This window comes from Streptomyces racemochromogenes, assembly GCF_039535215.1.
GTDB lineage: Bacteria > Actinomycetota > Actinomycetes > Streptomycetales > Streptomycetaceae > Streptomyces > Streptomyces racemochromogenes.
This window is the reverse complement of the sequence record NZ_BAAAWT010000001.1, coordinates 5,446,447-5,470,000: the sequence shown is the minus strand read 5'-3', so window position 1 is coordinate 5,470,000 and position 23,554 is coordinate 5,446,447. Positions and strand designations below refer to the sequence as shown.

General features: G+C 71.2%; 24 protein-coding genes, 1 rRNA gene and 1 pseudogene (1 of these 26 cut by a window edge). 9 read left to right on the top strand and 17 right to left on the bottom strand.

Annotated features, from left to right (window positions below):
• A 16S ribosomal RNA gene (locus tag ABD973_RS25180) occupies positions 1 to 31 on the bottom strand; it reaches 1,493 nt to the left of the window's first position.
• A 535-nt stretch (positions 32 to 566) separates the two neighbouring features.
• The gene (locus ABD973_RS25175) at positions 567 to 1,208 is read right to left on the bottom strand and encodes a DNA-3-methyladenine glycosylase (RefSeq protein ID WP_345502225.1); all 642 of its coding nucleotides are present in this window, start codon (positions 1,206 to 1,208) and stop codon (positions 567 to 569) included.
• A gap of 100 nt (positions 1,209 to 1,308) precedes the next feature.
• Here ABD973_RS25175 and ABD973_RS25170 point away from each other — a divergent pair, with 100 nt between their 5' ends.
• The 3 genes from ABD973_RS25170 (at position 1,309) to ABD973_RS25160 (ending at position 3,321) form a co-directional block, all read left to right on the top strand.
• On the top strand, positions 1,309 to 2,091 hold the full coding sequence (locus ABD973_RS25170) for a sporulation protein (RefSeq protein WP_125601053.1): 783 nt from the start codon (positions 1,309 to 1,311) through the stop codon (positions 2,089 to 2,091).
• A 40-nt stretch (positions 2,092 to 2,131) separates the two neighbouring features.
• Positions 2,132 to 2,668: a YbhB/YbcL family Raf kinase inhibitor-like protein gene (locus tag ABD973_RS25165; RefSeq protein ID WP_125601056.1), complete on the top strand. Its 537-nt coding sequence runs from the start codon at positions 2,132 to 2,134 to the stop codon at positions 2,666 to 2,668.
• Positions 2,669 to 2,817: 149 nt separating this feature from the next.
• Positions 2,818 to 3,321, top strand: a complete 504-nt coding sequence (locus tag ABD973_RS25160) for an HNH endonuclease (RefSeq protein ID WP_042800736.1) — start codon at positions 2,818 to 2,820, stop codon at positions 3,319 to 3,321.
• 48 nt (positions 3,322 to 3,369) lie between these two features.
• Here the strand turns inward: ABD973_RS25160 and ABD973_RS25155 are convergent, their stop codons facing one another.
• The 4 genes from ABD973_RS25155 to ABD973_RS25140 all read right to left on the bottom strand — a co-directional run bounded on the left by ABD973_RS25155 (position 3,370) and on the right by ABD973_RS25140 (position 6,589).
• Positions 3,370 to 4,140, bottom strand: a complete 771-nt coding sequence (locus ABD973_RS25155) for a sulfite exporter TauE/SafE family protein (RefSeq protein ID WP_125601081.1) — start codon at positions 4,138 to 4,140, stop codon at positions 3,370 to 3,372.
• Between the two features lie 95 nt (positions 4,141 to 4,235).
• On the bottom strand, positions 4,236 to 5,210 hold the full coding sequence (locus ABD973_RS25150; RefSeq protein WP_125601060.1) for an SPFH domain-containing protein: 975 nt from the start codon (positions 5,208 to 5,210) through the stop codon (positions 4,236 to 4,238).
• Between the two features lie 84 nt (positions 5,211 to 5,294).
• Complete coding sequence (locus ABD973_RS25145; RefSeq protein WP_125601062.1) at positions 5,295 to 5,723, bottom strand: NfeD family protein; 429 nt, start codon at positions 5,721 to 5,723, stop codon at positions 5,295 to 5,297.
• 65 nt (positions 5,724 to 5,788) lie between these two features.
• Positions 5,789 to 6,589: an ABC transporter ATP-binding protein gene (locus ABD973_RS25140; protein ID WP_125601065.1), complete on the bottom strand. Its 801-nt coding sequence runs from the start codon at positions 6,587 to 6,589 to the stop codon at positions 5,789 to 5,791.
• Positions 6,590 to 6,724: 135 nt separating this feature from the next.
• On the opposite strand from ABD973_RS25140, the gene ABD973_RS25135 reads away from it, so the two are divergent.
• The gene (locus ABD973_RS25135) at positions 6,725 to 7,498 is read left to right on the top strand and encodes a hypothetical protein (RefSeq protein ID WP_125820701.1); all 774 of its coding nucleotides are present in this window, start codon (positions 6,725 to 6,727) and stop codon (positions 7,496 to 7,498) included.
• A gap of 76 nt (positions 7,499 to 7,574) precedes the next feature.
• On the opposite strand, the gene ABD973_RS25130 is transcribed toward ABD973_RS25135, so the two are convergent.
• From ABD973_RS25130 to ABD973_RS25120, 3 genes are all read right to left on the bottom strand, one after another.
• A complete protein-coding gene (locus ABD973_RS25130; RefSeq protein ID WP_042803098.1) occupies positions 7,575 to 7,820 on the bottom strand; it encodes a chaplin in 246 nt (81 codons plus the stop codon).
• Between the two features lie 161 nt (positions 7,821 to 7,981).
• Entirely contained in the window at positions 7,982 to 8,641 is a 660-nt protein-coding gene (locus ABD973_RS25125) for a response regulator (RefSeq protein WP_007263346.1), read from the bottom strand.
• A complete protein-coding gene (locus ABD973_RS25120) occupies positions 8,634 to 9,770 on the bottom strand; it encodes a GAF domain-containing sensor histidine kinase (RefSeq protein ID WP_125601071.1) in 1,137 nt (378 codons plus the stop codon). The genes ABD973_RS25125 and ABD973_RS25120 overlap by 8 nt, the downstream gene beginning before the upstream one ends.
• 471 nt (positions 9,771 to 10,241) lie before the next feature.
• On the opposite strand from ABD973_RS25120, the gene ABD973_RS25115 reads away from it, so the two are divergent.
• Positions 10,242 to 10,880, top strand: a complete 639-nt coding sequence (locus tag ABD973_RS25115; protein ID WP_125820702.1) for a transglycosylase SLT domain-containing protein — start codon at positions 10,242 to 10,244, stop codon at positions 10,878 to 10,880.
• A gap of 98 nt (positions 10,881 to 10,978) precedes the next feature.
• Here ABD973_RS25115 and ABD973_RS25110 read toward each other — a convergent pair whose 3' ends face one another.
• Positions 10,979 to 13,489 carry an ABC transporter ATP-binding protein/permease gene (locus tag ABD973_RS25110; RefSeq protein WP_345502219.1) on the bottom strand — a complete coding sequence of 837 codons (2,511 nt, stop codon included), beginning with the start codon at positions 13,487 to 13,489 and terminating at the stop codon, positions 10,979 to 10,981.
• A 336-nt stretch (positions 13,490 to 13,825) separates the two neighbouring features.
• Between ABD973_RS25110 and serB the strand changes: the two genes are divergently transcribed.
• Positions 13,826 to 15,025 carry a phosphoserine phosphatase SerB gene (gene serB / locus ABD973_RS25105; RefSeq protein ID WP_125605625.1) on the top strand — a complete coding sequence of 400 codons (1,200 nt, stop codon included), beginning with the start codon at positions 13,826 to 13,828 and terminating at the stop codon, positions 15,023 to 15,025.
• Positions 15,026 to 15,094: 69 nt separating this feature from the next.
• Here serB and ABD973_RS25100 read toward each other — a convergent pair whose 3' ends face one another.
• The 4 genes from ABD973_RS25100 to ABD973_RS25085 all read right to left on the bottom strand — a co-directional run bounded on the left by ABD973_RS25100 (position 15,095) and on the right by ABD973_RS25085 (position 17,471).
• A complete protein-coding gene (locus ABD973_RS25100; RefSeq protein WP_125820704.1) occupies positions 15,095 to 15,616 on the bottom strand; it encodes a SixA phosphatase family protein in 522 nt (173 codons plus the stop codon).
• Positions 15,617 to 15,704: 88 nt separating this feature from the next.
• The gene (locus tag ABD973_RS25095) at positions 15,705 to 15,905 is read right to left on the bottom strand and encodes a hypothetical protein (RefSeq protein ID WP_125820705.1); all 201 of its coding nucleotides are present in this window, start codon (positions 15,903 to 15,905) and stop codon (positions 15,705 to 15,707) included.
• Between the two features lie 157 nt (positions 15,906 to 16,062).
• On the bottom strand, positions 16,063 to 16,182 hold the full coding sequence (locus ABD973_RS25090) for an SGM_5486 family transporter-associated protein (protein ID WP_260614628.1): 120 nt from the start codon (positions 16,180 to 16,182) through the stop codon (positions 16,063 to 16,065).
• Positions 16,183 to 16,187: 5 nt separating this feature from the next.
• On the bottom strand, positions 16,188 to 17,471 hold the full coding sequence (locus tag ABD973_RS25085) for a CynX/NimT family MFS transporter (RefSeq protein WP_125820706.1): 1,284 nt from the start codon (positions 17,469 to 17,471) through the stop codon (positions 16,188 to 16,190).
• A 105-nt stretch (positions 17,472 to 17,576) separates the two neighbouring features.
• On the opposite strand from ABD973_RS25085, the gene ABD973_RS25080 reads away from it, so the two are divergent.
• Positions 17,577 to 18,254 carry a FadR/GntR family transcriptional regulator gene (locus tag ABD973_RS25080; protein ID WP_125823929.1) on the top strand — a complete coding sequence of 226 codons (678 nt, stop codon included), beginning with the start codon at positions 17,577 to 17,579 and terminating at the stop codon, positions 18,252 to 18,254.
• Positions 18,255 to 18,291: 37 nt separating this feature from the next.
• On the opposite strand, the gene ABD973_RS25075 is transcribed toward ABD973_RS25080, so the two are convergent.
• From ABD973_RS25075 to fabG, 3 genes and pseudogenes are all read right to left on the bottom strand, one after another.
• Complete coding sequence (locus ABD973_RS25075; protein WP_125595341.1) at positions 18,292 to 18,735, bottom strand: hypothetical protein; 444 nt, start codon at positions 18,733 to 18,735, stop codon at positions 18,292 to 18,294.
• Positions 18,736 to 18,927: 192 nt separating this feature from the next.
• Positions 18,928 to 19,698, bottom strand: a complete 771-nt coding sequence (gene fabI / locus ABD973_RS25070) for an enoyl-ACP reductase FabI (RefSeq protein WP_007263356.1) — start codon at positions 19,696 to 19,698, stop codon at positions 18,928 to 18,930.
• Between the two features lie 5 nt (positions 19,699 to 19,703).
• Positions 19,704 to 20,422: pseudogene (gene fabG / locus ABD973_RS25065) on the bottom strand (3-oxoacyl-[acyl-carrier-protein] reductase).
• A gap of 184 nt (positions 20,423 to 20,606) precedes the next feature.
• Between fabG and ABD973_RS25060 the strand changes: the two are divergent.
• Together ABD973_RS25060 and ABD973_RS25055 are read left to right on the top strand one after the other, a co-directional pair.
• A complete protein-coding gene (locus tag ABD973_RS25060; RefSeq protein WP_125595343.1) occupies positions 20,607 to 22,130 on the top strand; it encodes a TldD/PmbA family protein in 1,524 nt (507 codons plus the stop codon).
• Positions 22,130 to 23,524, top strand: coding sequence for a metallopeptidase TldD-related protein (locus ABD973_RS25055; RefSeq protein ID WP_125595344.1), 1,395 nt, complete (start codon positions 22,130 to 22,132; stop codon positions 23,522 to 23,524). Before ABD973_RS25060 ends, ABD973_RS25055 begins: the two co-directional genes overlap by 1 nt.
• Positions 23,525 to 23,554 lie beyond the last annotated feature (30 nt).

The window sequence follows — 23,554 nt, the reverse complement described above, 5'->3', positions numbered from 1 at the left end:
CGTCCTGAGCCAGGATCAAACTCTCCATGAATGTTTACCGGTAATCCGGTCCACACCACGAAAGAGCGGGCCAGTCACGGTCGGAATAAGACCGACTGACCACAACGTCCTCGCTGTGTTCGTTGCCTGCCAGTGCCCGAGGGCCCGACAGGTCTTTTTCAAAGGAACCTCATCCACCGGAGTGGACGGGGTATCAACTTCTGGCGTTGATTTTTGGCACGCTGTTGAGTTCTCAAGGAACGGACGCTTCCTTTGTACTCACCCGCAGTAACACTTACTGGGGCTTTCCTCCGGGCTTTCGTTCTTGCGATTCAGACTCTATCAGAGACTTTCTCGCTTGCCTTCCAGGTCCTGCGCTTTCGCGCTTTCCCTTTCGGCGTGGTCACTACGTTAACGCTTTTCCCTGCCGACTCATAATCGAGCCGGTCGGCAGGGAATTCGGGCATGCCGAATAGGACCCCGCCAGGGGTACGTCGTAGGTAGTGGTTTGGCCGCTCCGGGGGGCTGCTGAAGACAGCGACCCGTTCAAGCGGCTCGGGCTACGTTAGGCGTCTCCCAAGATCGAGTCAAGTTGCGCGGCGGCGCGGCGCGTGGGCCCGGTAGGGGCTCACGGTGGGGTCGCCGGTGATCCAGTAGCGGTAGGGGTGGGCCGCGCCGGCTCCGCCGACGCCCGTGCGGGGGCCGTTGCCGACCTGGTCGGACGGGGTGGGCGTACCGGCGAGCAGGGACAGGGGGGAATCGGGGCCCGCGCAGAGGTCCGTGCCGTCGAGGGAGCGGTCGATGCCCAGGGCGGTGGCCAGGCGGGCCGGCCCCTTGGCGAATTCACGCGGGTATCTGGCTGAAAGGCGGCGTTTGGCGGCCAGGTCGGCGCCCACCGTCACCTCCCCGGCGCGCAGCAGTACACCGCTCGCGTGGCCCGGCGGGCCGCAGACGAGGTTGAGGCTGAACCACATGCCGTAGATGAAGTAGACGTACGCGTGTCCGGGCGGGCCGAACATCGACGCGTTGCGGGCGGTACGGCCGCGGTAGGCGTGGGAGCCGGGGTCGGCCTCGCCCTCGTACGCCTCCACCTCCGTGATGCGCAGTTCCATGGGGCCGTCCGGGGTGCGGCGGACCAGGATCCTGCCGAGCAGGTCGGGGGCCACGGTGAGGACCGGGCGGTCGAAGAAGGACCGGGACAGGGGCGTACGGTCGGGGCGCGCGCTCATCCGGTCGAGGGTAGTGGAACGCGCGCCGCTGCAACCGGGCCCTATGGTTCCGCAGTGGTAAGGGGTCAGTGGATCCGTATATCTGTGTAGGGGAGAGAGCATGGGCTTCAGGAAGCTGTTCGCGAGCCTGGGTGCCGGCGGTGCGTCGGTGGACACGATCATCACCGAGCCGAACGTGGTGCCGGGCGGGATCGTCCAGGGCGAGGTGCGGATCCAGGGTGGGTCCGTCGAGCAGCAGATCGAGGGTCTGTCGGTGGGGCTCCAGGCGCGGGTGGAGGTGGAGGGCGGCGACGGCGAGTACAAGCAGGACGTCGTCTTCACCAAGCAGCGCCTCGGCGGTGCCTTCAAGGTGCAGCCCGGTGCGCTGCACGTGGTGCCCTTCGGGCTGGAGATCCCGGCGGAGACGCCGGTGACCCACTTCGGCGGCCGGCACCTGCACGGGATGAACATCGGGGTCAGCACGGAGCTGGAGATCGCGCGTGCGGTGGACGCGGGTGACCTGGACCCGATCAACGTGCACCCGGTGCCGGCGCAGCAGGCGATCCTGGACGCCTTCGGGCAGCTGGGCTTCACGTTCCGCAGCGCGGACATGGAGCGCGGGCACATCCGGGGGACCCGGCAGACGCTGCCGTTCTACCAGGAGATCGAGTTCCTGCCGCCGTCGCAGTACCGGGGTCTGAACCAGGTCGAGCTGACCTTCGTCTCGGACGGCCACGAGATGGACGTCGTGCTGGAGATGGACAAGAAGCCGGGGCTGTTCAGCGAGGGCAGCGACACCTACCGCTGCTTCCAGGTGGGTCTGCAGTCGTACCAGGGGACCGACTGGGCGGCGTACCTGAACCAGTGGATCGCCTCGGTCGGTTCGCAGCGCAACTGGTTCTAGGCTCGGGCGGGTACCCCTCATCCGATCCAGGAGGACAGCAGTGGCCGAACAGAAAAGGGCTCCCCTTCCGCACGACTTCCACCCCGAGGTGGCGTCCTTCACGGTGACCAGCGAGGATGTCTCGCCCGGTGCCGATCTGCACGCGGCCCAGGTCCTGACGGGCAAGAACCTCTCCCCGCAGCTGAGCTGGGAGGGCTTCCCCGAGGGGACGAAGAGCTTCGCGGTGACCTGCTTCGACCCGGACGCGCCGACGGGCAGCGGGTTCTGGCACTGGGTGCTGTTCGACATCCCGGCTTCGGTGACCTCGCTGCCGGCCGGCGCGGGCAGCGGGGACTTCGAGGGGCTGCCCGAGGGGGCGGTGCACGTGCGCAACGACTACGGCACGCGCGACTTCGGCGGTGCCGCCCCGCCGCGCGGGGAGCGGCACCGGTACGTGTTCACCGTGTACGCGGTGGACCGGGAGGAGCTGGGTCCGGACGAGGACTCCTCGCCGGCGGTGGTCGGTTTCCACCTCCGGTTCCACGCGCTCGGCCGTGCCCAGCTGATCGGTGAGTACGAGTCGCCCGCGGCGCGTTGATCGTTCTCCCGCTGTTCGCCCGGTCCTGGTCTAAAGAAGGCCAGGACCGGGCATTTTTATTGCGTTGTCCCGCGTGGCGCGCGCGGCCAGAGTGGTTGCGGGCCTTGCCGCCAGGGTGGTCGCGGGCCTGCACACGGGAGGTGGGCGAGATGCGGGACACGCTGGTACTGAACGCGAGCTTCGAGCCGCTGTCGACGGTGACGCTGAACCGGGCGGTCGTGCTGGTTCTGCAGGACAAGGCCGTCGTCGAACAGTCGCATCCCGAGCTGCGTGTGCGTGCGGCCACCATGGAGCTTCCGATGCCGCGGGTGATCCGGTTGTGCCGGTACGTGCGGGTGCCCTTCCGAAGACATGCTCCCTGGTCACGGCGGGGGGTGCTGGTCAGGGACCAGCACCGGTGCGCGTACTGCGGGAAGCGCGCGACGACCGTGGACCACGTGCTGCCGCGGGCCCAGGGGGGTGGTGACACGTGGCTGAACACGGTGGCCTCCTGTGCCGAGGACAACCACCGCAAGGCGGCGCGGACGCCGGAGGAGGCGGGGATGCCGTTGCTGCGGAAGCCCTTCGTGCCTTCTCCGGCGGACGCGATGCTGCTGGCTCTGGGGGTGGGCGGGGAGGACGCGCTGCCGGAGTGGCTGGCGCGCACCGCGTAGTCCGGCGTCCCCGCGGGCCCGTGGGGCGGCGTATTTCTTCTACGTCGCTCAGCGGAGCAGCAGTTGGACGATGGCGAGGATCCCGACCGTCACGATGACTCCGCGCAGGGCGGTCGGGGGGAGCCGGCGGCCGACCTTGGCGCCGATCTGGCCGCCGATGGTGGAGCCGACGGCGATGAGGAGGACGGCCGTCCAGTCGAAGTCGGCGACGAAGAGGAAGAAGACGGCGGCGATGCCGTTGACGAGCGCGGCGACCACGTTCTTGACGGCGTTGATCCGTTGCAGGTCCTCGTGGAGCAGCAGGCCCATCAGTCCGACGTAGAGGACTCCCTGGGCGGCGCCGAAGTAGCCCCCGTAGGCACTGGAGAGCAGCATGCCGGCCAGGAGCGGTGTGCCGCCGTCCGATCCGCCCGGATCGCGTCCCGCCGCTTCCTGGCGGCGGCGCAGGGCCGCGGCGAGCCGGGGCTGGAGGACGACGAGGACGAGGGCCAGGCCGATGAGGACGGGCACGATCGTGTCGAAGGAGTCCGACGGCAGGGTCAGGAGCAGGATGGCGCCGGCGAGTCCGCCGACGAGGGAGACGGAGCCGAGGCGGACGATGCGGGCGCGCTGGCCCTGGAGTTCCTTGCGGTAGCCGATGGCTCCGCTGATGGAGCCGGGCACCAGGCCGAGGGTGTTGGAGACGTTGGCGGTGACCGGGGGCAGGCCGGTGGCGAGGAGTACCGGGAAGGTGATCAGGGTGCCGGAGCCGACGATGGTGTTGATGGTCCCGGCGCCGATTCCGGCGCCGAAGACCGCGAGGGATTCCCAGATGGACATGGACATGGACGGAGCCATCCCCTTTGCGTGAGTGAGTCGCCTCCCCGCCGTGAAGGTCGAGGGGCCTCACTGATCATGCACGAGGGGTGGTCTCGTCAGTCGATGGGGGGCTGCTCGCGCCGCTCGGCGGGGGTGTCCTGGGCGGGAATGCCCTTGCCGGGGTTCTGCGGGTTGAAGCCCGTCGAACCGCCTCCGAGGGGGCCGAAGTTACCCATGGCGCCCGAGAGGCCCTTGAGTGCGTCCCCGATCTCGCTGGGCACGATCCAGAGCTTGTTGGCGTCGCCTTCGGCGATCTTCGGGAGCATCTGGAGGTACTGGTAGGCGAGGAGCTTCTGGTCGGCGTCGCCGGCGTGGATGGACTCGAAGACGGTGCGGATGGCCTGGGCCTCGCCCTCGGCCTTGAGGGCGGCGGCCTTGGCCTCACCTTCGGCGCGGAGGATGGAGGACTGCTTCTCGCCCTCGGCTCGCAGGATCTCCGACTGGCGGACGCCCTCGGCCTGGAGGATCGCGGCGCGCTTGTCGCGGTCGGCGCGCATCTGCTTCTCCATCGAGTCCTGGATGGAGGTCGGCGGCTCGATGGCCTTCAGCTCGACGCGGTTGACGCGGATGCCCCACTTGCCGGTGGCCTCGTCGAGGACCCCGCGCAGGGCTGCGTTGATCTCCTCACGGGAGGTGAGGGTCCGCTCCAGGTCCATGCCGCCGATGATGTTGCGCAGGGTGGTGACGGTGAGCTGCTCGATGGCCTGGATGTAGCTGGCCACTTCGTACGTGGCGGCGCGGGCGTCGGTCACCTGGTAGTAGATGACGGTGTCGATGTTGACGACCAGGTTGTCCTGGGTGATGACCGGCTGCGGCGGGAAGGGGACGACCTGTTCGCGGAGGTCGATCCGGTTGCGGATGGAGTCGATGAACGGGACGACGATGTTGAGGCCCGCGTTGAGGGTGCGGGTGTAGCGGCCGAACCGCTCGACGATGGCGGCGCTGGCCTGCGGGATCACCTGGATCGTCTTGACCAGGGCGATGAAGACCAGTACCACCAGGATGATCAGGACGATGATGATCGGTTGCATGTGGTTCCCCGTGCCCTTCCGGCTGTCTGTGCTGCCCCGTTGATCGGAGTCTCGCAGACCCCGGGGCCGCGGGTGGGCTGCTTGTCACATGACGACCGCGGTCGCTCCGTCGATGTCGACGACGTCGACGGACTGGCCGGGTTCGAAACTGGTGTCCGAGTCGAGGGTACGGGCGGACCAGATCTCGCCGGCCAGCTTGATGCGGCCGCCGCTGCCGTCGACCCGTTCGAGGACGACGGCGGATCTTCCCTTCAACGCCTCGATGCCGCTGCGGTGTTGGGGCCGCTGGTCGCGGTGGCGGTTGGCGATGGGCCGTACGACGGCGATCAGCGCGACCGACACGATGACGAAGACCAGGACCTGGGCCACCGCTCCCCCGCCGACGGCCGCGGTGACGGCCGCGGCGACTGCGCCGACGGCGAACATGCCGAACTCCGGCAGGGCGGTCAGGACCAGGGGGATGCCCAGTCCGACCGCGCCGATGAGCCACCACACCCATGCGTCGATGTCCACATGGTCATGGTAGGTCGGGCGGGCGCGGCCGGACAGGGCGCGAACGTCGGGGCCTGGCGCCGGGCCTAGCGCAGGGGCAGGCCCTGGGCGCTCCAGCGGTCGTGCTCGTTGCGGTCGACGATGAGCGGGAGGCCGAAGCAGAGGGAGAGGTTGCGGGAGGTCAGCTCCAGGTCGATGGGGCCGGCGGCGACGACCTTGCCCTGCCGGATCATCAGGACGTGCGTGAAGCCGGGGGCGATCTCCTCGACGTGGTGCGTGACCATGACCATGGACGGGGCCATGGGGTCGCGGGCGAGGCGGCCGAGGCGGCGGACGAGGTCCTCGCGGCCGCCGAGGTCGAGGCCGGCGGCGGGCTCGTCGAGGAGGAGCAGCTCGGGGTCGGTCATCAGGGCGCGGGCGATCAGGGTGCGCTTGCGCTCGCCCTCGGAGAGGGTGCCGAACTTGCGGTCGAGGTAGTCGGTCATGCCGAGGCGGTCGAGGAACGCGCGGGCGCGCTGCTCGTCGATGTCCTCGTACTCCTCCTGCCAGGTCGCGGTCATGCCGTAGGCGGCGGTGAGCACGGTCTGCAGGACGGTCTGCCGCTTCGGGAGCTTGTCGGCGAGCGCGATGCCGGCGACGCCGATGCGCGGGCGCAGCTCGAAGACGTCACTGCCGGGCTTGCCGAGGGTGCTGCCGAGGATCGTGGCGGTGCCCTTGGTGGGGAAGAGGTAGCTGGAGGCGAGGTTCAGCAGCGTGGTCTTGCCGGCGCCGTTGGGGCCGAGGATGACCCAGCGCTCCCCCTCCTTGACCGACCAGGAGACCTGGTCCACCAGAGCCCGGCCCTCGCGGACCACGGATACGTCCACCAGCTCCAGAACATCGCTCATGAGCGTGTTGTCACCCCTTGCAGTCACGGTTCTCTGTGCGCGCCTGTAGGCGCGGCCCCAGGGGAAAACCTACGCCACTCCGAGCGGGCTCCGGGCGCCAGGCCGGGTCGGGGGGCGGATCCGTAGAGTGGGGGGATGCTTTTCGAACCACGTTCAGGGCGGTTGGCCGCCTGGGGGAACGCTCTGCTGGCAGGTCTGGTCTCGCCCGACGAGGCGGCGCTGTCGATCGTGGGCGAGGACGCCGTGCACCGGGTCGCCGGGCTGCCGGGTGAGGCGGGGCCGGTGGGGCTCACGCTGGCGCTGGGGCGGCTGCGGGCGCTGGGGGTGACCGGGCTGCGGGTGGCGCTGCCGGTGGCGGGGCATCCGCTGGGGCTGAGCGGGCCGCCGGAGTTCAACGCGCGGGCGCTGGAGGCCGAGGAGGCGGTGGTGTGCGCGGGGGCCGCGCTGGGGCTGGTGCCGGAGGTCACGGAGGCGGGCCCGGCGGGTGACGTGCACGTCTCGGTGGTGTGGCACTGCCTGGCGGTGCGGGAGGCCCCGCCGGCGGACGTGCCGTCGCTGGGCGAGGCGGAGCGGGAGCTGGCCGAGGCGCTGCGGGAGGCGACGGTGGTGCTGACCCGGCTGGACGTGGCGGCGTCGGGGCCGGTGGCCCAGGCGGCGCTGTCTGCGTACCGGGCGCGGGCGGAGGCGGGGCGGGACGCGCTGGCGCCCGGGTACCCGGCGCGGGCGGTGCGGGTGCTGGCGCTGGCGCAGCGGGTGGACCTGATGGTGTCGCTGGCGTACGAGCGCGGGCACGGGGGCGCGGTGGCGGCCTCGGAGATGGCGGCGCGGGCGGAGGCGCTGCGGCCGGTGGAGCGGGTCGCCCGGCGGGCGCTGGTGGCGGCGTACAACTCGGCGGTGGAGGCGCTCTAGCCGTCCGGGTGCGGATGTGCCGCGGCCCCGCTTCCCGGGGAGAGGTGGAAGCGGGGCCGTTTTCTGGGGCCGGGGGTCAGGCGTTGACGCCGGTGTTGCCCCAGGCGCCGTTGAGCAGGCCGATCACGCTGACGGTGTTGCCGACCACGTTCACGGGGACGTGCACGGGGACCTGGAGCAGGTTCCCGGAGGCCACGCCGGGCGAGTTCAGGGCCTCGCCCTCCGCGGACGCACCGCCGTGCGCCGAGGAGACACCGGCGCCGGCGGCGACGAGGCCGCCCGCGATCATGGTGACGGCTGCGGCCTTCTTGAAGTTCTTCACGTTCTCGTCCTCCAGTACGTCTGCCGCGACCAGCCGTCGCGGCACGCCATGGAGAACGGCGTCCTCCGGCCCGGGATACGCCATGTGGGCTACATACACCCGACCGTATGAATCTCGGATCGGCCCATTACTCGGATCGGCCCACTATTCGGATCGGCCCGTCACTCCGCGATGCCGTGCCGTACGGCCCACAGCGCGGCCTGGGTGCGGTCGGAGAGGTCCAGCTTCATCAGGATGTTCGAGACGTGCGTCTTGACCGTCTTCTCGGACAGCACGAGCGTCCTGGCGATCTCCCGGTTGGAGCGGCCGTCGGCGATGAGGCCGAGGACCTCGCGTTCGCGGTCGGTCAGCGAGCCGGGGCGGCCGCCGGGGCCGCTCTGGTCGTCCTGGGCGGCCAGCAGGGCCTCGGCGACCTCCGGCTGGAGCAGGACGTGTCCCGCGTGCACGGAGCGGATGGCTCCGGCCAGGGCGTCGGGGTCGATGTCCTTGTAGAGGTATCCGGCGGCGCCGGCCCGCAGTGCGGGGACGACGGTCCGCTGTTCGGTGAAGCTGGTGACGATCAGGACCCGGGCCGGGTTCTCCAGGTCGCGCAGCCGCCGCAGGGCCTCGATGCCGTCGGTGCCGGGCATCTTGACGTCCATGAGGATCACGTCGGGCCGCAGTTCCTCGGCGCGGGCGGTGCCCTCCGCCCCGTCGGCGGCCTCTCCGACCACCTCGATGTCCTCCTGTACCTCCAGGAAGGTGCGCAGGCCGCGGCGGACCACCTGGTGGTCGTCGACGAGCAGGACGCGGATCCGGCCGCGGCCGGGGGTGTCAGCCACCGGGGACCTCCATCTCGATCGTGGTGCCCTCACCGGGCTCCGAGCGGACCTCCAGCCGTCCTCCGGCGCCGCCGGCCCGGTCGCGCATGGAGACGAGCCCGAGGTGGCGGCCGGCCGTGCGGACGGTGGAAGGGGAGAAGCCCCGGCCCCAGTCCCGTACGCGCAGGACGGCGCCGCCCGCGGGGGTGCGGGCCAGGGTGACCTCGACGCGGTCCGCGCCGGAGTGCCGCAGGGCGTTGTGGAGGGCCTCCTGGGCGACCCGCAGCAGTGCCTCCTCCTGGGCGGCGGGCAGGGCCCGTACGCCGTCACAGGTGAAGGTGACGCGCGCGGTGTGGGCGCGGTCGAGTACGCGGACGTGGTCGCGCAGGGTGTGGACGAGGCCGTCCTCGTCCAGGGCGGCGGGCCGCAGCTCGGTCACGGCGGCGCGGAGCTCGTCGGCGGCCTCGGCGGCGAGCGCGGCGACCTGCTGGAGCTCCCCCTTGGCCCGGGCCGGGTCGCGGTCGACGAGGGCGGCTGCGGCCTGGGCGGTCAGGCGCAGGGAGAACAGCTTCTGGCTGACGGCGTCGTGCAGCTCGTGGGCGAGCCTGGAGCGCTCCTCGGCGATGGTCAGCTCGCGGCTGCGCTCGTAGAGGCGGGCGTTGGTGAGGGCTATGGCCGCGTGCTGGGCGAGGAGGGACAGGAGCGCCTCGTCCTCGTCGGTGAAGCCGCCGGGGCCGTTCTTGTTGGCGAGGAAGAGGGCGCCGAGGTTCTCCTCCCCGTCCCTGATGGGCAGGCCGAGGAAGCCGGACATCTCGGGGTGGGCGGCGGGCCAGCCCCCGAAGCGCGGGTCGTCGCGCACGTCGGCGAGCCGCTCGGGGGTCTCCTCGTGGAGCATGGCGGCGAGGATGCCGTGCTGGCGGGGCAGCGGGCCGATGCGGCGCCACTGCTCCTCGCTGATGCCGTCCACGACGAACTGGGCGAAGCCCCCGTGGTCGTCCGGGACGCCGAGGGCGGCGTACTCGGCGTCGAGCAGTTCGCGGGCGGAGGCGACGATCGTGCGCAGGACGTCGTGGACCTCCAGCCGCCGGCTCATGGCGAGCAGCGCGGTGCTGACGGCCGCCAGTCCTCCGGTAGCGGGTCCGTTGTGCATGGGGTCACCGTACCGGCGGCCCTGACCTGCGGGATCGGGCGTCGGACGTAGGTCCCGCGTCCCGGGGCGTACGGCTTCGGGAGGGGGTCCGGGGGCCGCTCCTCTGCCCTGGGTATGAGGGGGCGGACGCTCGCCTCGTCCGTAAGGCGGAGTTCGCTCACGCATTGAATTGCGGTCGCAACTCAGGGTGAGGCAGCCGCCCGGCCGGTGTGAGCCCCGGCATAGGACGCACGTCACTTACGAAGCCGCGTAGTGGACGGATAAAGACTCCGTGAGTGCTGCTGTGCCTAGCGGCGGGGGTGGAAATCCCGCGTCGGCGGGAGGCCCTGATCCACTAACGGGGATCGTACGTCACACCTTTGCCAGGCGATTTTGCCGCCGCTAAGAATGGCTGCCGTCGCACAGCGCCGCGGATCCCGGATCCGAGCGGCGCTTTCCTGCGGCCCCGGCTATTCGAAGAGGTTGCCCCGCATGTCTGCTTCCAGCACTCCCGGTCACTATCGTCTGACGAAGGCACACAAGCTGTCGATCGCCGGTGTCGCCACCCTCGGTGCCGCCGCCCTCGCCTTCTCCCTCGTCCCCGCCGGTACCGAGACCGCTCAGGCCCAGACGTTCGAGGCCGCTCCGGTCGCCTGGACCGAGTCCGTGCAGAAGCACGTCGGCGCGCAGCAGGCCGTCGCCGACCAGAAGGCCAAGGACGCGGCGAAGGCCGCGGCCGAGGCGCAGGCGAAGAAGGACCGCGAGGCCAAGGAAGCCGCCAGCCGTTCCGCGGCCCGTACGCCGGTCTTCGCGAACAACCTCGACGGCTGGATCAAGGAAGCGCTCTTCATCATGAAGCGCGAGGGCATTCCGGGCAGCTACTCCGGCATCCACCGCAACATCATGCGCGAGTCGAGCGGCAACCCCCGCGCGATCAACCTGTGGGACATCAACGCGAAGAACGGCATCCCGTCGAAGGGCCTGCTCCAGGTCATCCAGCCGACCTTCAACACGTACCACGTCAAGGGCACCAAGTTCGACCTGTACGACCCGGTCGCGAACATCGTCGCCGCGTGCAACTACGCCGCCGACCGCTACGGCTCGATGGACAACGTGAACAGCGCCTACTAGGCACCGCACGCCCCCCATGCGCCTCAGGGCGGCCCCCGGACTTCCGGGGGCCGCCCTGAGGCGTTCGTGCGCGTGCGCGGTCCTGGCGGACCCGCCCGCTACTTGCGCATGACCTCGGGCTCGTGGCGGCGCAGCAGGCGCGCCACGGCGAAGCCGCAGATCACACCGAGCGCCAGCAGGACGAAGACGTCCAGGAACCACTGGCCGGCGGTGTGGTCCCACAGCGGGTCGGTGTTGGTGGGGTTCTGCGGGTCCCAGGGCGCCATGAGCTTGCCCAGGTTCAGGGTGGTGCCGGCGGCGCCGATGGCCCAGCGGGACGGCATCAGGTAGGCGAACTGCTCCAGGCCGATCTTGTCGTACAGCTGGAACAGGATGCCGGTGAAGACGACCTGGACGATGGCGAACATGACGAGCAGCGGCATGGTCTTCTCGGCGGTCTTCACCAGCGAGGAGATGACGAGGCCGAACATCATGGCGGTGAAGCCGAGCGCGGTGACCGAGATGCAGAGTTCGACGGCCGGGTTCATGAAGAGGCCCTCGGCGGGCAGCTTGCGCGGGGTGAAGGCGATGGCGCAGATGATCACGCCCTGGAGGGCGGTGATCACGCCGAGGACGATCACCTTCGACATGAGGTACGCGGACCGGGACAGGCCGGTCGCGCGCTCCCGCTCGTAGATGACCCGTTCCTTGATCAGCTCGCGGACCGAGTTGGCCGCTCCCGAGAAGCACATGCCGACCGCGAGGATCAGCATGATCGTGCCCGCGTCGCCGTTGAAGCGCGACGGCGGGGTCGGCGGGGCGAGGCCGAACTTCGCGGGGATCACGATGGACACCACGCCCAGGACGGCGGGCATCAGCACCATCAGGGCGAGGAAGCCGACGTCGGAGGCGATCACCGAGACGTAGCGGCGCATCAGCGTCCACAGCTGCGATCCCCAGCCCTGCGGCTTCGGCGGGATCATCTGCTGCGGGGCCATCGCGACCTGCTGCGGGGCGACCGCGTCGAGGTCGGCGGCGTACAGCTGGTAGTGCTGCGAGCCCTTCCAGCGGCCGGCCCAGTCGTATTCGCGGTAGTTCTCGAAGGCGGAGAACACGTCGGCCCAGGTGGTGTAGCCGAAGAAGTTCAGCGCCTCGTCCGGCGGGCCGAAGTAGGCGACGGACCCGCCCGGGGCCATGACGAGCAGCTTGTCGCACAGCCCCAGCTCCGCCACGGAGTGGGTGACGACGAGGACCGTGCGGCCGTCGTTGGCGAGGGTGCGCAGCAGCTGCATGACGTCGCGGTCCATGCCCGGGTCGAGGCCGGAGGTGGGCTCGTCCAGGAAGATCAGCGACGGCTTGGTGAGCAGCTCCAGGGCCACGGACACGCGCTTGCGCTGACCACCCGAGAGCGAGGTGATCTTCTTGTCCTTGTGGATGTCGAGCTTGAGCTCGCGCAGCACCTCGTCGACGCGGGCGGCGCGCTCGGACTCGGCGGTGTCGCCCGGGAAGCGGAGCTTGGCCGCGTACTTCAGGGCGGTCGAGACCTTCAGCTCCTTGTGCAGGATGTCGTCCTGCGGGACCAGGCCGATGCGCTGGCGGAGCTCCGCGAACTGCTTGTACAGGTTGCGGTTGTCGTAGAGGACGTCGCCCTGGTCGGCGGGCCGGTAGCCGGTGAGCGCCTTCAGGAGCGTCGACTTGCCGGAGCCGGAGGGGCCGATGACGCCGATGAGCGACTTCTCCGGGACGCCGAAGGTGACGTCCTTGAGGATCTGCTTGCCGCCGTCGACGGTGACCGTGAGGTGGCGGGCCGAGAAGGAGACCTCACCGGTGTCGACGAACTCCTCGAGCCGGTCGCCGACGATCTTGAACGTCGAGTGGCCGACGCCGACGATGTCGTTCGGGCCGAGGAGCGCGGTGCCGGACTTGGGCAGCGGCTGGCCGTTGACGTAGGTGCCGTTGTGGCTGCCGAGGTCGTGGATCTCGAAGCGGCCGCCGGTGGAGCGGAACTCCGCGTGGTGGCGCGAGACCTGGAGGTCGGAGACGACGAGCTCGTTCTCCAGGGCGCGGCCGATGCGCATGACGCGGCCGACGGCGATCTGGTGGAACGTCGTCGGGCTGCGGTGGTCCCCGGCGTACCCGGGGGCCGCGGCCCCCTGCTGCGCGGGAATGCCGCCACCGGCGCCGCCGCCCTGCTGCTGCGGCACGTACTGCTGCTGCTGCGGCTGCTGGTCCCAGGCGGGCTGCTGCTGCGGCTGCTGCTGGGCCGGGGCTTGGCCCTGGGCCTGGGCCTGGTACGCCTGCTGCTGCGCCGGGGCCTGATAGGCCGGCTGCTGCGCCTGGGCGGCGCTCGGATTCAGCCGCGGGCCGTCGGTGGCGTTGCCCAGGTGCACCGGCGTGCCGGGCACGAGTTCCGTCTGCTGGACCCGCGCGCCGTGCACGTAGGTGCCGTTGGTGCTGCCGTGGTCCTCAAGGGCCCAACCCCGGCCGTTCCAGCTGATGGTGGCGTGCCGCCACGACACCCTGGCGTCATCGATCACCACGTCTCCCTGGGGATCGCGCCCCAGCGAGTACGACCTGGACGGATCGAGCGTCCAGGTCCTTCCGTTCAATTCCAGTACGAGTTCCGGCACTCCAGCCCCACTTAAGGTCCCCCGAGAATCCCCCTGGCGTCCAGGGAGAACGACGTCAGGGAGTCTAGGGATGGCGAACATCCGGTGGAACTATTTCAGGCCTGCGGCCACATGTGGAATCGGGGCCTTCCGCGGGCGGCCGTGGGCGGCCGCCGGCGGGGGTGAAAGGCACCCGGAGAGTGCGATACGGGACTTCTCGCCCGGGCGATCCTTCACAGGGTTCTCGCACGGCGCGCACGCCTTCCTCCGAGGCGGGCCGGCGTGGGGGGGGCGACGCGTTCAGAACATGGGACGGGGATCCGGGGGAGGCGGGCGGGAAGATACGGTGTGGGCACCATGAGCGCTTCGCAGACCTCCGACGTCCCCACCCTCCTCGTCAAGATCTTCGGCAAGGACCGTCCCGGGATCACCGCCGGGCTGTTCGACACCCTCGCCGCCTACTCCGTCGATGTCGTCGACATCGAGCAGGTCGTCACCCGCGGCCGCATCGTCCTGTGCGCCCTCGTCACCAAGCCCGCCGCCGGCTCCGAGGGCGAGCTGCGCGCCACCGTGCACAGCTGGGCCGAGTCGCTCAGACTGCAGGCGGAGATCATCTCGGGTACCGGTGACAACCGGCCGCGCGGCAGCGGCCGCTCCCACGTCACGGTCCTCGGGCACCCGCTCACCGCCGAGTCCACCGCCACCATCGCCGCCCGGATCACCGCGACCGGCGGAAACATCGACCGCATCTTCCGGCTCGCCAAGTACCCGGTGACGGCGGTCGAGTTCGCCGTCTCCGGCGTCGAGACCGAGCCGCTGCGCACGGCACTGGCCACCACCGCCGCGCAGATCGGGGTGGACGTGGCCGTGGTCTCGGCCGGGCTGCACCGCCGGGCGCAGCGGCTGGTGGTCATGGACGTGGACTCGACCCTGATCCAGGACGAGGTCATCGAGCTCTTCGCCGCGCACGCCGGCTGCGAGGCCGAGGTCGCCGAGGTGACCGAGCGGGCCATGCGCGGCGAGCTGGACTTCGAGCAGTCCCTGCACGCCCGGGTGGCGCTGCTGGCGGGGCTGGACGTGTCGGTGGTGGACAAGGTCCGTTCCGAGGTGCGGCTGACGCCGGGCGCGCGGACCCTGATCCGGACGCTGAAGACGCTGGGCTACCAGGTGGGCGTGGTCTCCGGCGGGTTCACGCAGGTCACGGATGACCTGCGGGAGCGGCTGGGGCTGGACTTCGCCTCGGCGAACACCCTGGAGATCGTCGACGGGAAGCTGACCGGCAGGGTCACCGGGGAGATCGTGGACCGGGCGGGCAAGGCCCGGCTGCTGCGCCGTTTCGCCGGGGAGGCCGGGGTGCCGCTGTCGCAGACGGTGGCGATCGGTGACGGCGCCAACGACCTGGACATGCTGAACGCGGCCGGGCTGGGTGTGGCCTTCAACGCCAAGCCGGTGGTCCGCGAGGCCGCGCACACCGCCGTGAACGTCCCCTTCCTGGACGCCGTGCTGTACCTGCTCGGCGTCACGCGGGAGGAAGTGGAAGCGGCCGACCTGGCCTGACCCCGTACGGACGTACGCACGTACCGCGCCCGGCCGGGTCCTTCCGGCCGGGCGCGCGTCGTGGCGGGCTCAGTGCTCTTTGGGCGTCCAGTAGTCCAGCAGGGTGCAGGCGCCCGGTTCGAGGGACTTCCAGGTGCCGGTGAAGGAGACGATGGCCAGCGCGGCGGTCGGGAAGCCCGTACGGGTCATCCGGGCCAGGGCGTCGCCCTCGGAGCGTCCGGACAGGACGTCGGCGAGGGCGTGCATGCCGGGGTTGTGGCCGATGACGAGGAGGTCGGACACCTCGTCGGGGGTCTCGTTCAGCAGGGCGATGAGCTCGCCGGGCGACGCCTCGTAGATCCGCTCCTCGTACGAGGTCTTCGGCCGGGACGGGAGCTCCTGGACGGCGAGCTTCCAGGTCTCGCGGGTGCGGGCGGCGGTGGAGCAGAGGGCCAGGTCGAAGGGGATGCCGGTTTCGGCCAGCTTCAGTCCGACGGCGGGCGCGTCCTTGCGGCCGCGTTCCGCCAGCGGGCGTTCGTGGTCGGACACCTGCGGCCAGTCGGCCTTGGCGTGCCGGAGGAGGGCGATCCTGCGGGGTGTGTCGGCGCTCATGGCCCCCAGCTTCGCACGAAACGAGCCACCGGGCGCAGGGTGTTGGAGGGCCTCCGCGCCCCGGTGGGGCGTGCCCGGCGCACGCGGCTCAGCCGACGGCGCGCAGCAGCTGGTGGGTGACCTGGACGAGGGCGGAGCCCCCGTCGGTGGCGGCGTGCGCCTGGCCGGAGCCGGCGAGGAGGAGCAGGAGGAGGCCGAAGGCGAGCGCGGGCAGGGCCAGCGTCCACCAGTGCAGCCGGGTGTCGGGGGCGGTGGTGCGGGGGGCGGGAAGGTGCGCGGGGGCCGACATGGCCGCCTCCGTGGGTGTGCGGGTGGGACGGGCTCGCTCTCCTTCGAATCTATGGATCCGAAGGGCGGGTTCCCATCCGGGGCACACCCCAGGCGACCCTGAACCTGGCCCCCTAGGGGGTGGTGGGGTTATCCCCACCCTCCCCCGGGCCGTGGTGTCAGGGGGAGGCGACGGTCGCGACGACCGCGATGACGATGGTCACCAGCAGCATCGCGCCGAGCACGAGGCCGAGCTTCTTGTGGCCGTTTGGGGGGTTGGGTTCGAGTACGGGCGACATGCCGTTCAGTCTCCCATGCCGCATTCGTCCTCGATCGTGCGGTCCCGGCCGGCGAGGACGCCGAGGGCGATCTGGGGGACGAGGAGGGCCGCCATCAGGGCCAGCGGGATGTCCCAGCCGCCGCTGTGCTGGTAGAGGGTGCCGATGACCAGGGGTCCGGGGATGGAGATGAGGTATCCGGTGCTCTGGGCGAAGGCGGAGAGCTTGACGACCCCGGCCGGGGACTTGGCGCGCAGCCCGATCATGGTGATGACGAGGGGGAAGGCGCAGTTGGAGATCCCGAGCAGCAGGGCCCAGGCCCAGGCTCCGGCGGCGGGGGCGAGGTAGAGCCCGAGGTAGCCGGCGAGGCCGAAGAGGCCGAGGACGGCGGCGATGGCGCCCTGGTTGCGCATCCGTCCGGCGAGGCCGGGGATGACGAAGGCCAGGGGGACGCCCATGACCATGGTGACGGCGAGCAGGACTCCGGCGGTGGAGGCCGAGACGCCCGCGTCGCGGAAGATCTGCGGGAGCCAGCCCATGGTGACGTAGGCGCCGGTGGCCTGGAGGCCGAAGTAGCAGGCCAGGGCCCAGGCGGTGCGGCTGCGGACGACGGAGGGGCCGGTGGCCCCGGCCGCGGCGGCGGGGGCGGCGGCCTTCTCGCGGCGGCCCGCGGCGGCGATCGGCAGCCAGGGCAGTACGGCGGCGACGGCGAGGACGGCCCAGATCAGCAGGCCGGTGCGCCAGCTGCCGCCGAGGGCGCCGGTGAGGGGGACGGTCGCGGCGGCGGCGAGGGAGGTGCCGGCGGCCAGGGCCATGGAGTAGAGGCCGGTCATGGTGCCGACCCGGTCCGGGAAGTAGCGCTTGACGATCACCGGGAGCAGCACGTTGGTCAGGGCTATGCCGGCCAGGGACAGGGCGCTGGCGGCGAGGAACCCGGCGGCGGCGTGGGTGAAGGGGCGGATCAGCAGGCCGGCGGCGACGGCGGCCATGCCGGCGCAGACGACGGCGGCCGGGCCGAAGCGGCGCGAGAGCCGGGGGGCGGTGACGCCGAAGACGGCGAAGCAGAGGGCGGGGACCGAGGTGATGAGCCCGGCGACGGCGCCGCTCATGTGGAGGCCGGTGCGGGCCTCTTCGAAGAGGGCTCCGAGGCTGGTGATGGCGGGCCGCAGGTTGAGGGCGGCCAGCACGATTCCGACGACGAGCACCGGGCCCAGCCACCGCGGGGCGGCGTCGGCGGGTGCGGGCAGGGCGGTGGAGGCGCCGTTCGCGACCGCGGGGCGGTTCATGGTCTGGATGTCTTCGTCGTGCATCCAGCCATCATAGAATCATGGGATGATTGGTTGTCCAGTCCGGAACCGTTCCGCACGGCTCCGTCCGTCGCCGCTCCGGCCGACCCCGAGGGGATTCCACCCGCCATGCCGCTGACCTCGCCCCGGCGATCCGCGCTCGTCGACCAGGTGATCGCCCAGCTGAGGAACCAGATCACCTCCGGCGAGTGGCCGGTCGGGAGCCGGATCCCCACCGAGCCCGAGCTGGTGGAGCTGCTGGGCGTCGCACGCAACACCGTGCGGGAGGCGGTCCGGGCCCTCGCGCACAACGGGCTCCTGGACATCCGCCAGGGTTCGGGTACGTACGTGCTCGCCACCAGCGAGCTGGCCGGGGTGATGCACCGGCGCTTCGCCGGGGCCGACCCGCGGCACATCGCGGAGCTGCGCTCGACGCTGGAGTCCTCGGCGGCCCGGCTGGCGGCGGAGCGGCGGACCGGCCGGGACCTCGTCCAGCTGGACGCGCTGCTGGCGCGGCGCGAGGAGGCGTGGGCGAGCGGGGACGCGGAGCTGTTCGTGGCGGCGGACGTGAGCCTGCACATGGCGGTGGTGACGGCCTCGCACAACGACGTGCTGATCGAGCTGTACGCGGACCTCGGCGATCTGGTCGCGGACTGGCTGCGGACGGACGTCGGCACCGAGCTGAACCCTGCGGACCACCTGGACCACGCCCGGCTGATCGAGGCGATCCGGCGCGGGGACGGGGACACGGCCGCGGCGGAGGCCGCGGGCTACCCCTTCGTCTGCCTGGGCAAGGCCCCGGCCTGATCCCGGCCCGACCCGGGCCCGGTCCTAAGGGCGCGGCCTACGGGCCTTCGGGGGTGCGCTGGTGGCTCACCCAGGCCGTGCGGACCTCCTTCCAGCAGCGGCCGGTGAGCCGGGTGCGGCCGGCCGGGTCCAGGGGGACGAGAGCGGCGTCCGCGTCGACGTCCCACCAGCGCTCGCACTCGACGTGCAGGCGGAGCAGGTCGGTCTCGGGGTAGCCGTTGTGGCAGGACGCGACCACCGTGGAGCCGGTGATCCGCGTGTCGCAGTCGGCGCCGAACAGCTCCAGGACGGGGGGCCGCGCGGGCCGTACGGGTGGCTCGGCGGGGATGTCGTCGAGGTGCACGACGGCCCGGCCGGCCGCTTCGGGGCCGGGGGCGGGTTCCCGTACGCCGGGTTGGGCGAGGGCTCCGGGGCCCAGGAGGCCGGTCAGGAACACTGAGGTGACCAGCAGCGATACCGCTCGGCTCGGCCTCGCGCGCACCCGTACCTCCTCCCCGGACACACCGGGAAGATCCCGGCATGGTCATTTTGCAGGTATCTGTCCCGGTTTTCGACTCGGGTGGATCCACCCCGGGCTCGGACATCCGGTCGAACACGACGGAAAACGGCGATGGCCGCGCCCTCCGGGAGGAGGGCGCGGCCATCGCCGCGGTACGGGAGGGCGGTCCTGGGATCAGGCACCCATCGCGTGCAGGCCGCCGTCCACGTGGACGATCTCGCCGGTGGTCTTCGGGAACCAGTCCGAGAGCAGCGCGACGACACCGCGGCCCGTGGGCTCCGGGTCGCTCATGTCCCACTCCAGCATGGAGCGGTGGTTCCAGGTGTCCGCCAGGTCGGAGAAGCCCGGGATGGACTTCGCGGCCATCGAGCCGAGCGGGCCGGCCGAGACCAGGTTGCAGCGGATGTTCTCCTTGCCCAGGTCGCGGGCCAGGTAGCGGCTGGTGGCCTCCAGGGCGGCCTTGGCCGGGCCCATCCAGTCGTACTGCGGCCAGGCGAACTGCGCGTCGAAGGTCAGGCCGACGACGGCCGCGCCCTCCGCCGGGAAGAGCGGCTTGCAGGCCATGGTCAGCGACTTCAGCGAGAACGCCGAGACGTGCATGGCGGTGGCGACCGACTCGAACGGGGTGTTCAGGAAGTTGCCGCCGAGGGCGTCCTGCGGGGCGAAGCCGATGGAGTGCACGACGCCGTCGAGGCCGCCGAGCTCGTCGCGGACGAGGCCCTCCAGGCGGGCGAGGTGCTCGTCGTTGGTGACGTCGAGCTCGATCACCTTGACCGGCTTGGGCAGCTTCTTGGCGATGCGCTCGGTCAGCGACGGCCGCGGCCACGCGGTGAGGATGACCTCGGCGCCCTGCTCCTGGGCCAGCCGGGCGGTGTGGAAAGCGATGGAGGACTCCATCAGCACACCCGTGATGAGGATGCGCTTGCCCTCGAGAATTCCGCTCATGGTGATCAGTGACCCATGCCCAATCCGCCGTCAACGGGAATGACGGCTCCGGTGATGTACGCGGCGTCGTCGGACGCCAGGAAGCTGACGGCTGCCGCGATCTCCTCGGGCTGCGCGTAGCGGGCGAGCGGCACGCTCGCCACGATGCCCGCACGCTGCTCGTCGGTGAGCACCTTCGTCATGTCGGTGTCCACGAAGCCGGGGCGACCACGTTGAAGGTGATGTTGCGGGAGCCCAGCTCACGGGCGAGCGAGCGGGCGAAGCCCACCAGCGCGGCCTTGGAGGCGGCGTAGTTGGCCTGGCCGGCCGAGCCCAGCAGGCCCACGACCGAGGAGATCAGGACGACGCGGCCCTTCTTGGCGCGGAGCATGCCGCGGTTCGCGCGCTTGACCACGCGGAAGGTGCCGGTGAGGTTGGTGTCGACGACGGACGCGAAGTCCTCCTCCGACATCCGCATCAGCAGCGTGTCCTTGGTGATGCCGGCGTTGGCCACCAGCACCTCGACGTTGCCGTGCTTCTCCTCGATCTCCTTGTAGGCCTGCTCCACCTGCTCGGAGTCGGTGATGTCACAGCGCACCGCCAGCACACCGAGCGAGGTGAGCTCCTGCGGGGGCTCGCCCGAGCGGTACGTGATGGCGACCTTGTCGCCGGCCTCTGCGAAGGCTCGGGCGATGGCGAGGCCGATGCCCCGGTTTCCTCCGGTGACGAGAACCGAGCGGCTCAACGGATCACCCTTTCGCTAGCGGTCTGATGAGCAAAAACCTATAGGCCGCGCCGGTAATCCGGAGAATCGGGCTCCGACAGGGCCTCGCGATCCGCTCTGTCGAGTCCCTACAGAAAGATGTAGGCACAGCCGCCCCGGGCGCGACATGATCGGGGCGACCGGCCCCGACCCCGGGAGGACTTCCGTGGCCCATTCCATCGACGCGGCTTTCACCGCGCTGCCCCTGCGGGCGCTCGCCGACGCGGCACTCGCCCGGGCCCGCGCGCTGGGCGCCGACCATGCCGACTTCCGGCTGGAGCGGATCCGCAGCGCCTCCTGGCGGCTGCGCGACGCCAAGCCCTCCGGCGGCTCCGACACCACCGACCTCGGTTACGCGGTCCGGGTGGTGCACGGCGGCAGCTGGGGCTTCGCCTCCGGCGTGGACCTGACCATGGACGGCGCCGCCCGGGTGGCCTCGCAGGCCGTGGCCATGGCGAAGCTGTCCGCCCAGGTGATCAAGGCGGCCGGTTCGGACGAGCGGGTGGAGCTGGCCGAGGAGCCGGTGCACGCCGACAGGACCTGGATCTCCGCCTACGACGTCGACCCCTTCGAGGTGCCGGACGCCGAGAAGTCGGCGCTGCTCGCCGACTGGAGCGCGCGGCTGCTGGCGGCCGAGGGCGTGGCGCACGTGGACGCGTCGCTGCTCGCCGTCCACGAGAACAAGTTCTACGCCGACACCGCGGGCACCTCGACCACCCAGCAGCGGGTGCGCGTCCACCCCCAGCTCACCGCGGTCGCCGTCAACGGGACCACCGGCGAGTTCGACTCGATGCGCACCATCGCCCCGCCCACCGGGCGCGGCTGGGAGTACCTGACCGGCACCGGCTGGGACTGGGACGCCGAGCTGGAGCAGATCCCGGCGCTGCTCGCCGAGAAGATGCGGGCCCCCGGCGTGCGGGCCGGGCGCTACGACCTGGTCGTGGACCCGTCCAACCTGTGGCTCACCATCCACGAGTCCATCGGCCACGCCACCGAGCTCGACCGGGCGCTGGGCTACGAGGCCGCGTACGCGGGGACCTCCTTCGCCACCTTCGACCAGCTCGGCAAGCTCAAGTACGGCTCCTCGATCATGAACGTGACCGGTGACCGCACCGCCGAACACGGCCTGGCCACCATCGGCTACGACGACGAGGGCGTCGAGGCGCAGAGCTGGGACCTGGTCAAGGACGGCACCCTGGCCGGCTACCAGACCGACCGGCGGATCGCCCGGCTGACCGGGCTCGGCCGCTCCAACGGCTGCGCGTACGCCGACTCCCCCGGGCACGTGCCCGTGCAGCGGATGGCGAACGTCTCGCTCCAGCCGGATCCGGGCGGGCTCTCCACGCAGGACCTGATCGGCGGGGTGGAGCGCGGGATCTACGTGGTCGGCGACCGGTCCTGGTCGATCGACATGCAGCGCTACAACTTCCAGTTCACCGGGCAGCGCTTCTTCCGGATCGAGAACGGCAGGCTGGCCGGACAGCTGCGCGACGTCGCGTACCAGGCCACGACCACCGAGTTCTGGGGCTCCATGGAGAAGGTCGGCGGGCCGCAGACCTACGTCCTGGGCGGGGCCTTCAACTGCGGCAAGGCCCAGCCGGGACAGGTCGCGGCGGTCTCGCACGGCTGCCCGTCGGCCCTGTTCCGCGACGTGAACATCTTGAACACCACCCAGGAGGCCGGACGCTGATGTCGCCGAACCGCACGAAGCCCCACGAGATCGTCGAGCGGGCCCTGGAGCTGTCCACCGCCGACGGCTGCGTCGTCATCGCGGACGAGGAGTCCAGCGCCAACCTGCGCTGGGCCGGGAACGCGCTCACCACCAACGGCGTGACCCGCGGCCGGACGCTGACGGTCATCGCCACGGTCGACGGCGCTCAGGGCACGGCCTCGGGGGTCGTCTCGCGCTCCGCCGTCACCGCCGCCGACCTGGAGCCCCTGGTCCGGGCCGCCGAGGCGGCCGCGCGGGCGGGCGGCCCCGCCGAGGACGCCCAGCCGCTGGTGACCGGCACCCCGGCCTCCCCGGACTTCACCGACGCGCCGGACGAGACCTCCTCGGCGGTGTTCGCGGACTTCGCCCCCGCCCTCGGCGAGGCCTTCGCCCGGGCCCGGGCGGGCGGCCGCGAGCTGTACGGCTTCGCGAACCACGAGCTGACCTCGACGTACGTCGGCACCTCGACGGGGCTGCGGCTGCGCCACGACCAGCCCAACGGCACCCTGGAACTCAACGCCAAGTCGCCCGACCGGCTGCGTTCGGCCTGGGCCGGCCGGGCCACCCGGGACTTCAAGGACGTGGACCCCACGGCCCTGGACGCGGAGCTGGCCGTGCGCCTGGGCTGGGCCGAGCGGAAGGTCGAGCTGCCGGCGGGCCGGTACGAGACCCTGCTGCCGCCGACCGCGGTGGCCGACCTGCTGATCTACCAGATGTGGTCGGCGACGGCCCGGGACGCGACGGAAGGCCGGACGGTCTTCTCCAAGCCCGGCGGCGGCACCCGCATCGGGGAACGGCTGTCGCGGCTGCCGCTGACCCTGCGCAGCGACCCGAACGCGCCGGGCCTGGAGTCCTCGCCGTTCGTGATCGCGCACAGCTCGGGCGACGACGCGTCGGTCTTCGACAACGGCCTGCCGGTCCCGGCGACGGAGTGGATCAAGGAGGGCGAGCTGGCCCGGCTGACCACGACCCGGCACACCGCGGCGCTGACCGGGCTGCCGCTCGCGCCGGCGTTCGGGAACCTGATCCTGGACGGGGGCGGCGAGAAGTCCCTGGACGAGATGGTGGCGGGCACCGAGCGGGGTCTGCTGCTGACCTGCCTGTGGTACATCCGCGAGGTGGACCCGGCCACGCTGCTGCTCACCGGCCTGACCCGGGACGGGGTCTACCTGGTGGAGAACGGGCAGGTCACGGGCGAGGTGAACAACTTCCGGTTCAACGAGTCGCCGGTGGACCTGCTGTCGCGGGCCTCGGAGGCGGGGCGTACCGAGAAGACCCTTCCGCGCGAGTGGGGCGACTGGTTCACGCGGGCCGCGATGCCGCCCGTCCGCATCCCGGACTTCAACATGAGTTCGGTCAGCAAGGGCGTCTGATCCACCTAGACTGAGCTCGGCATTTCCACA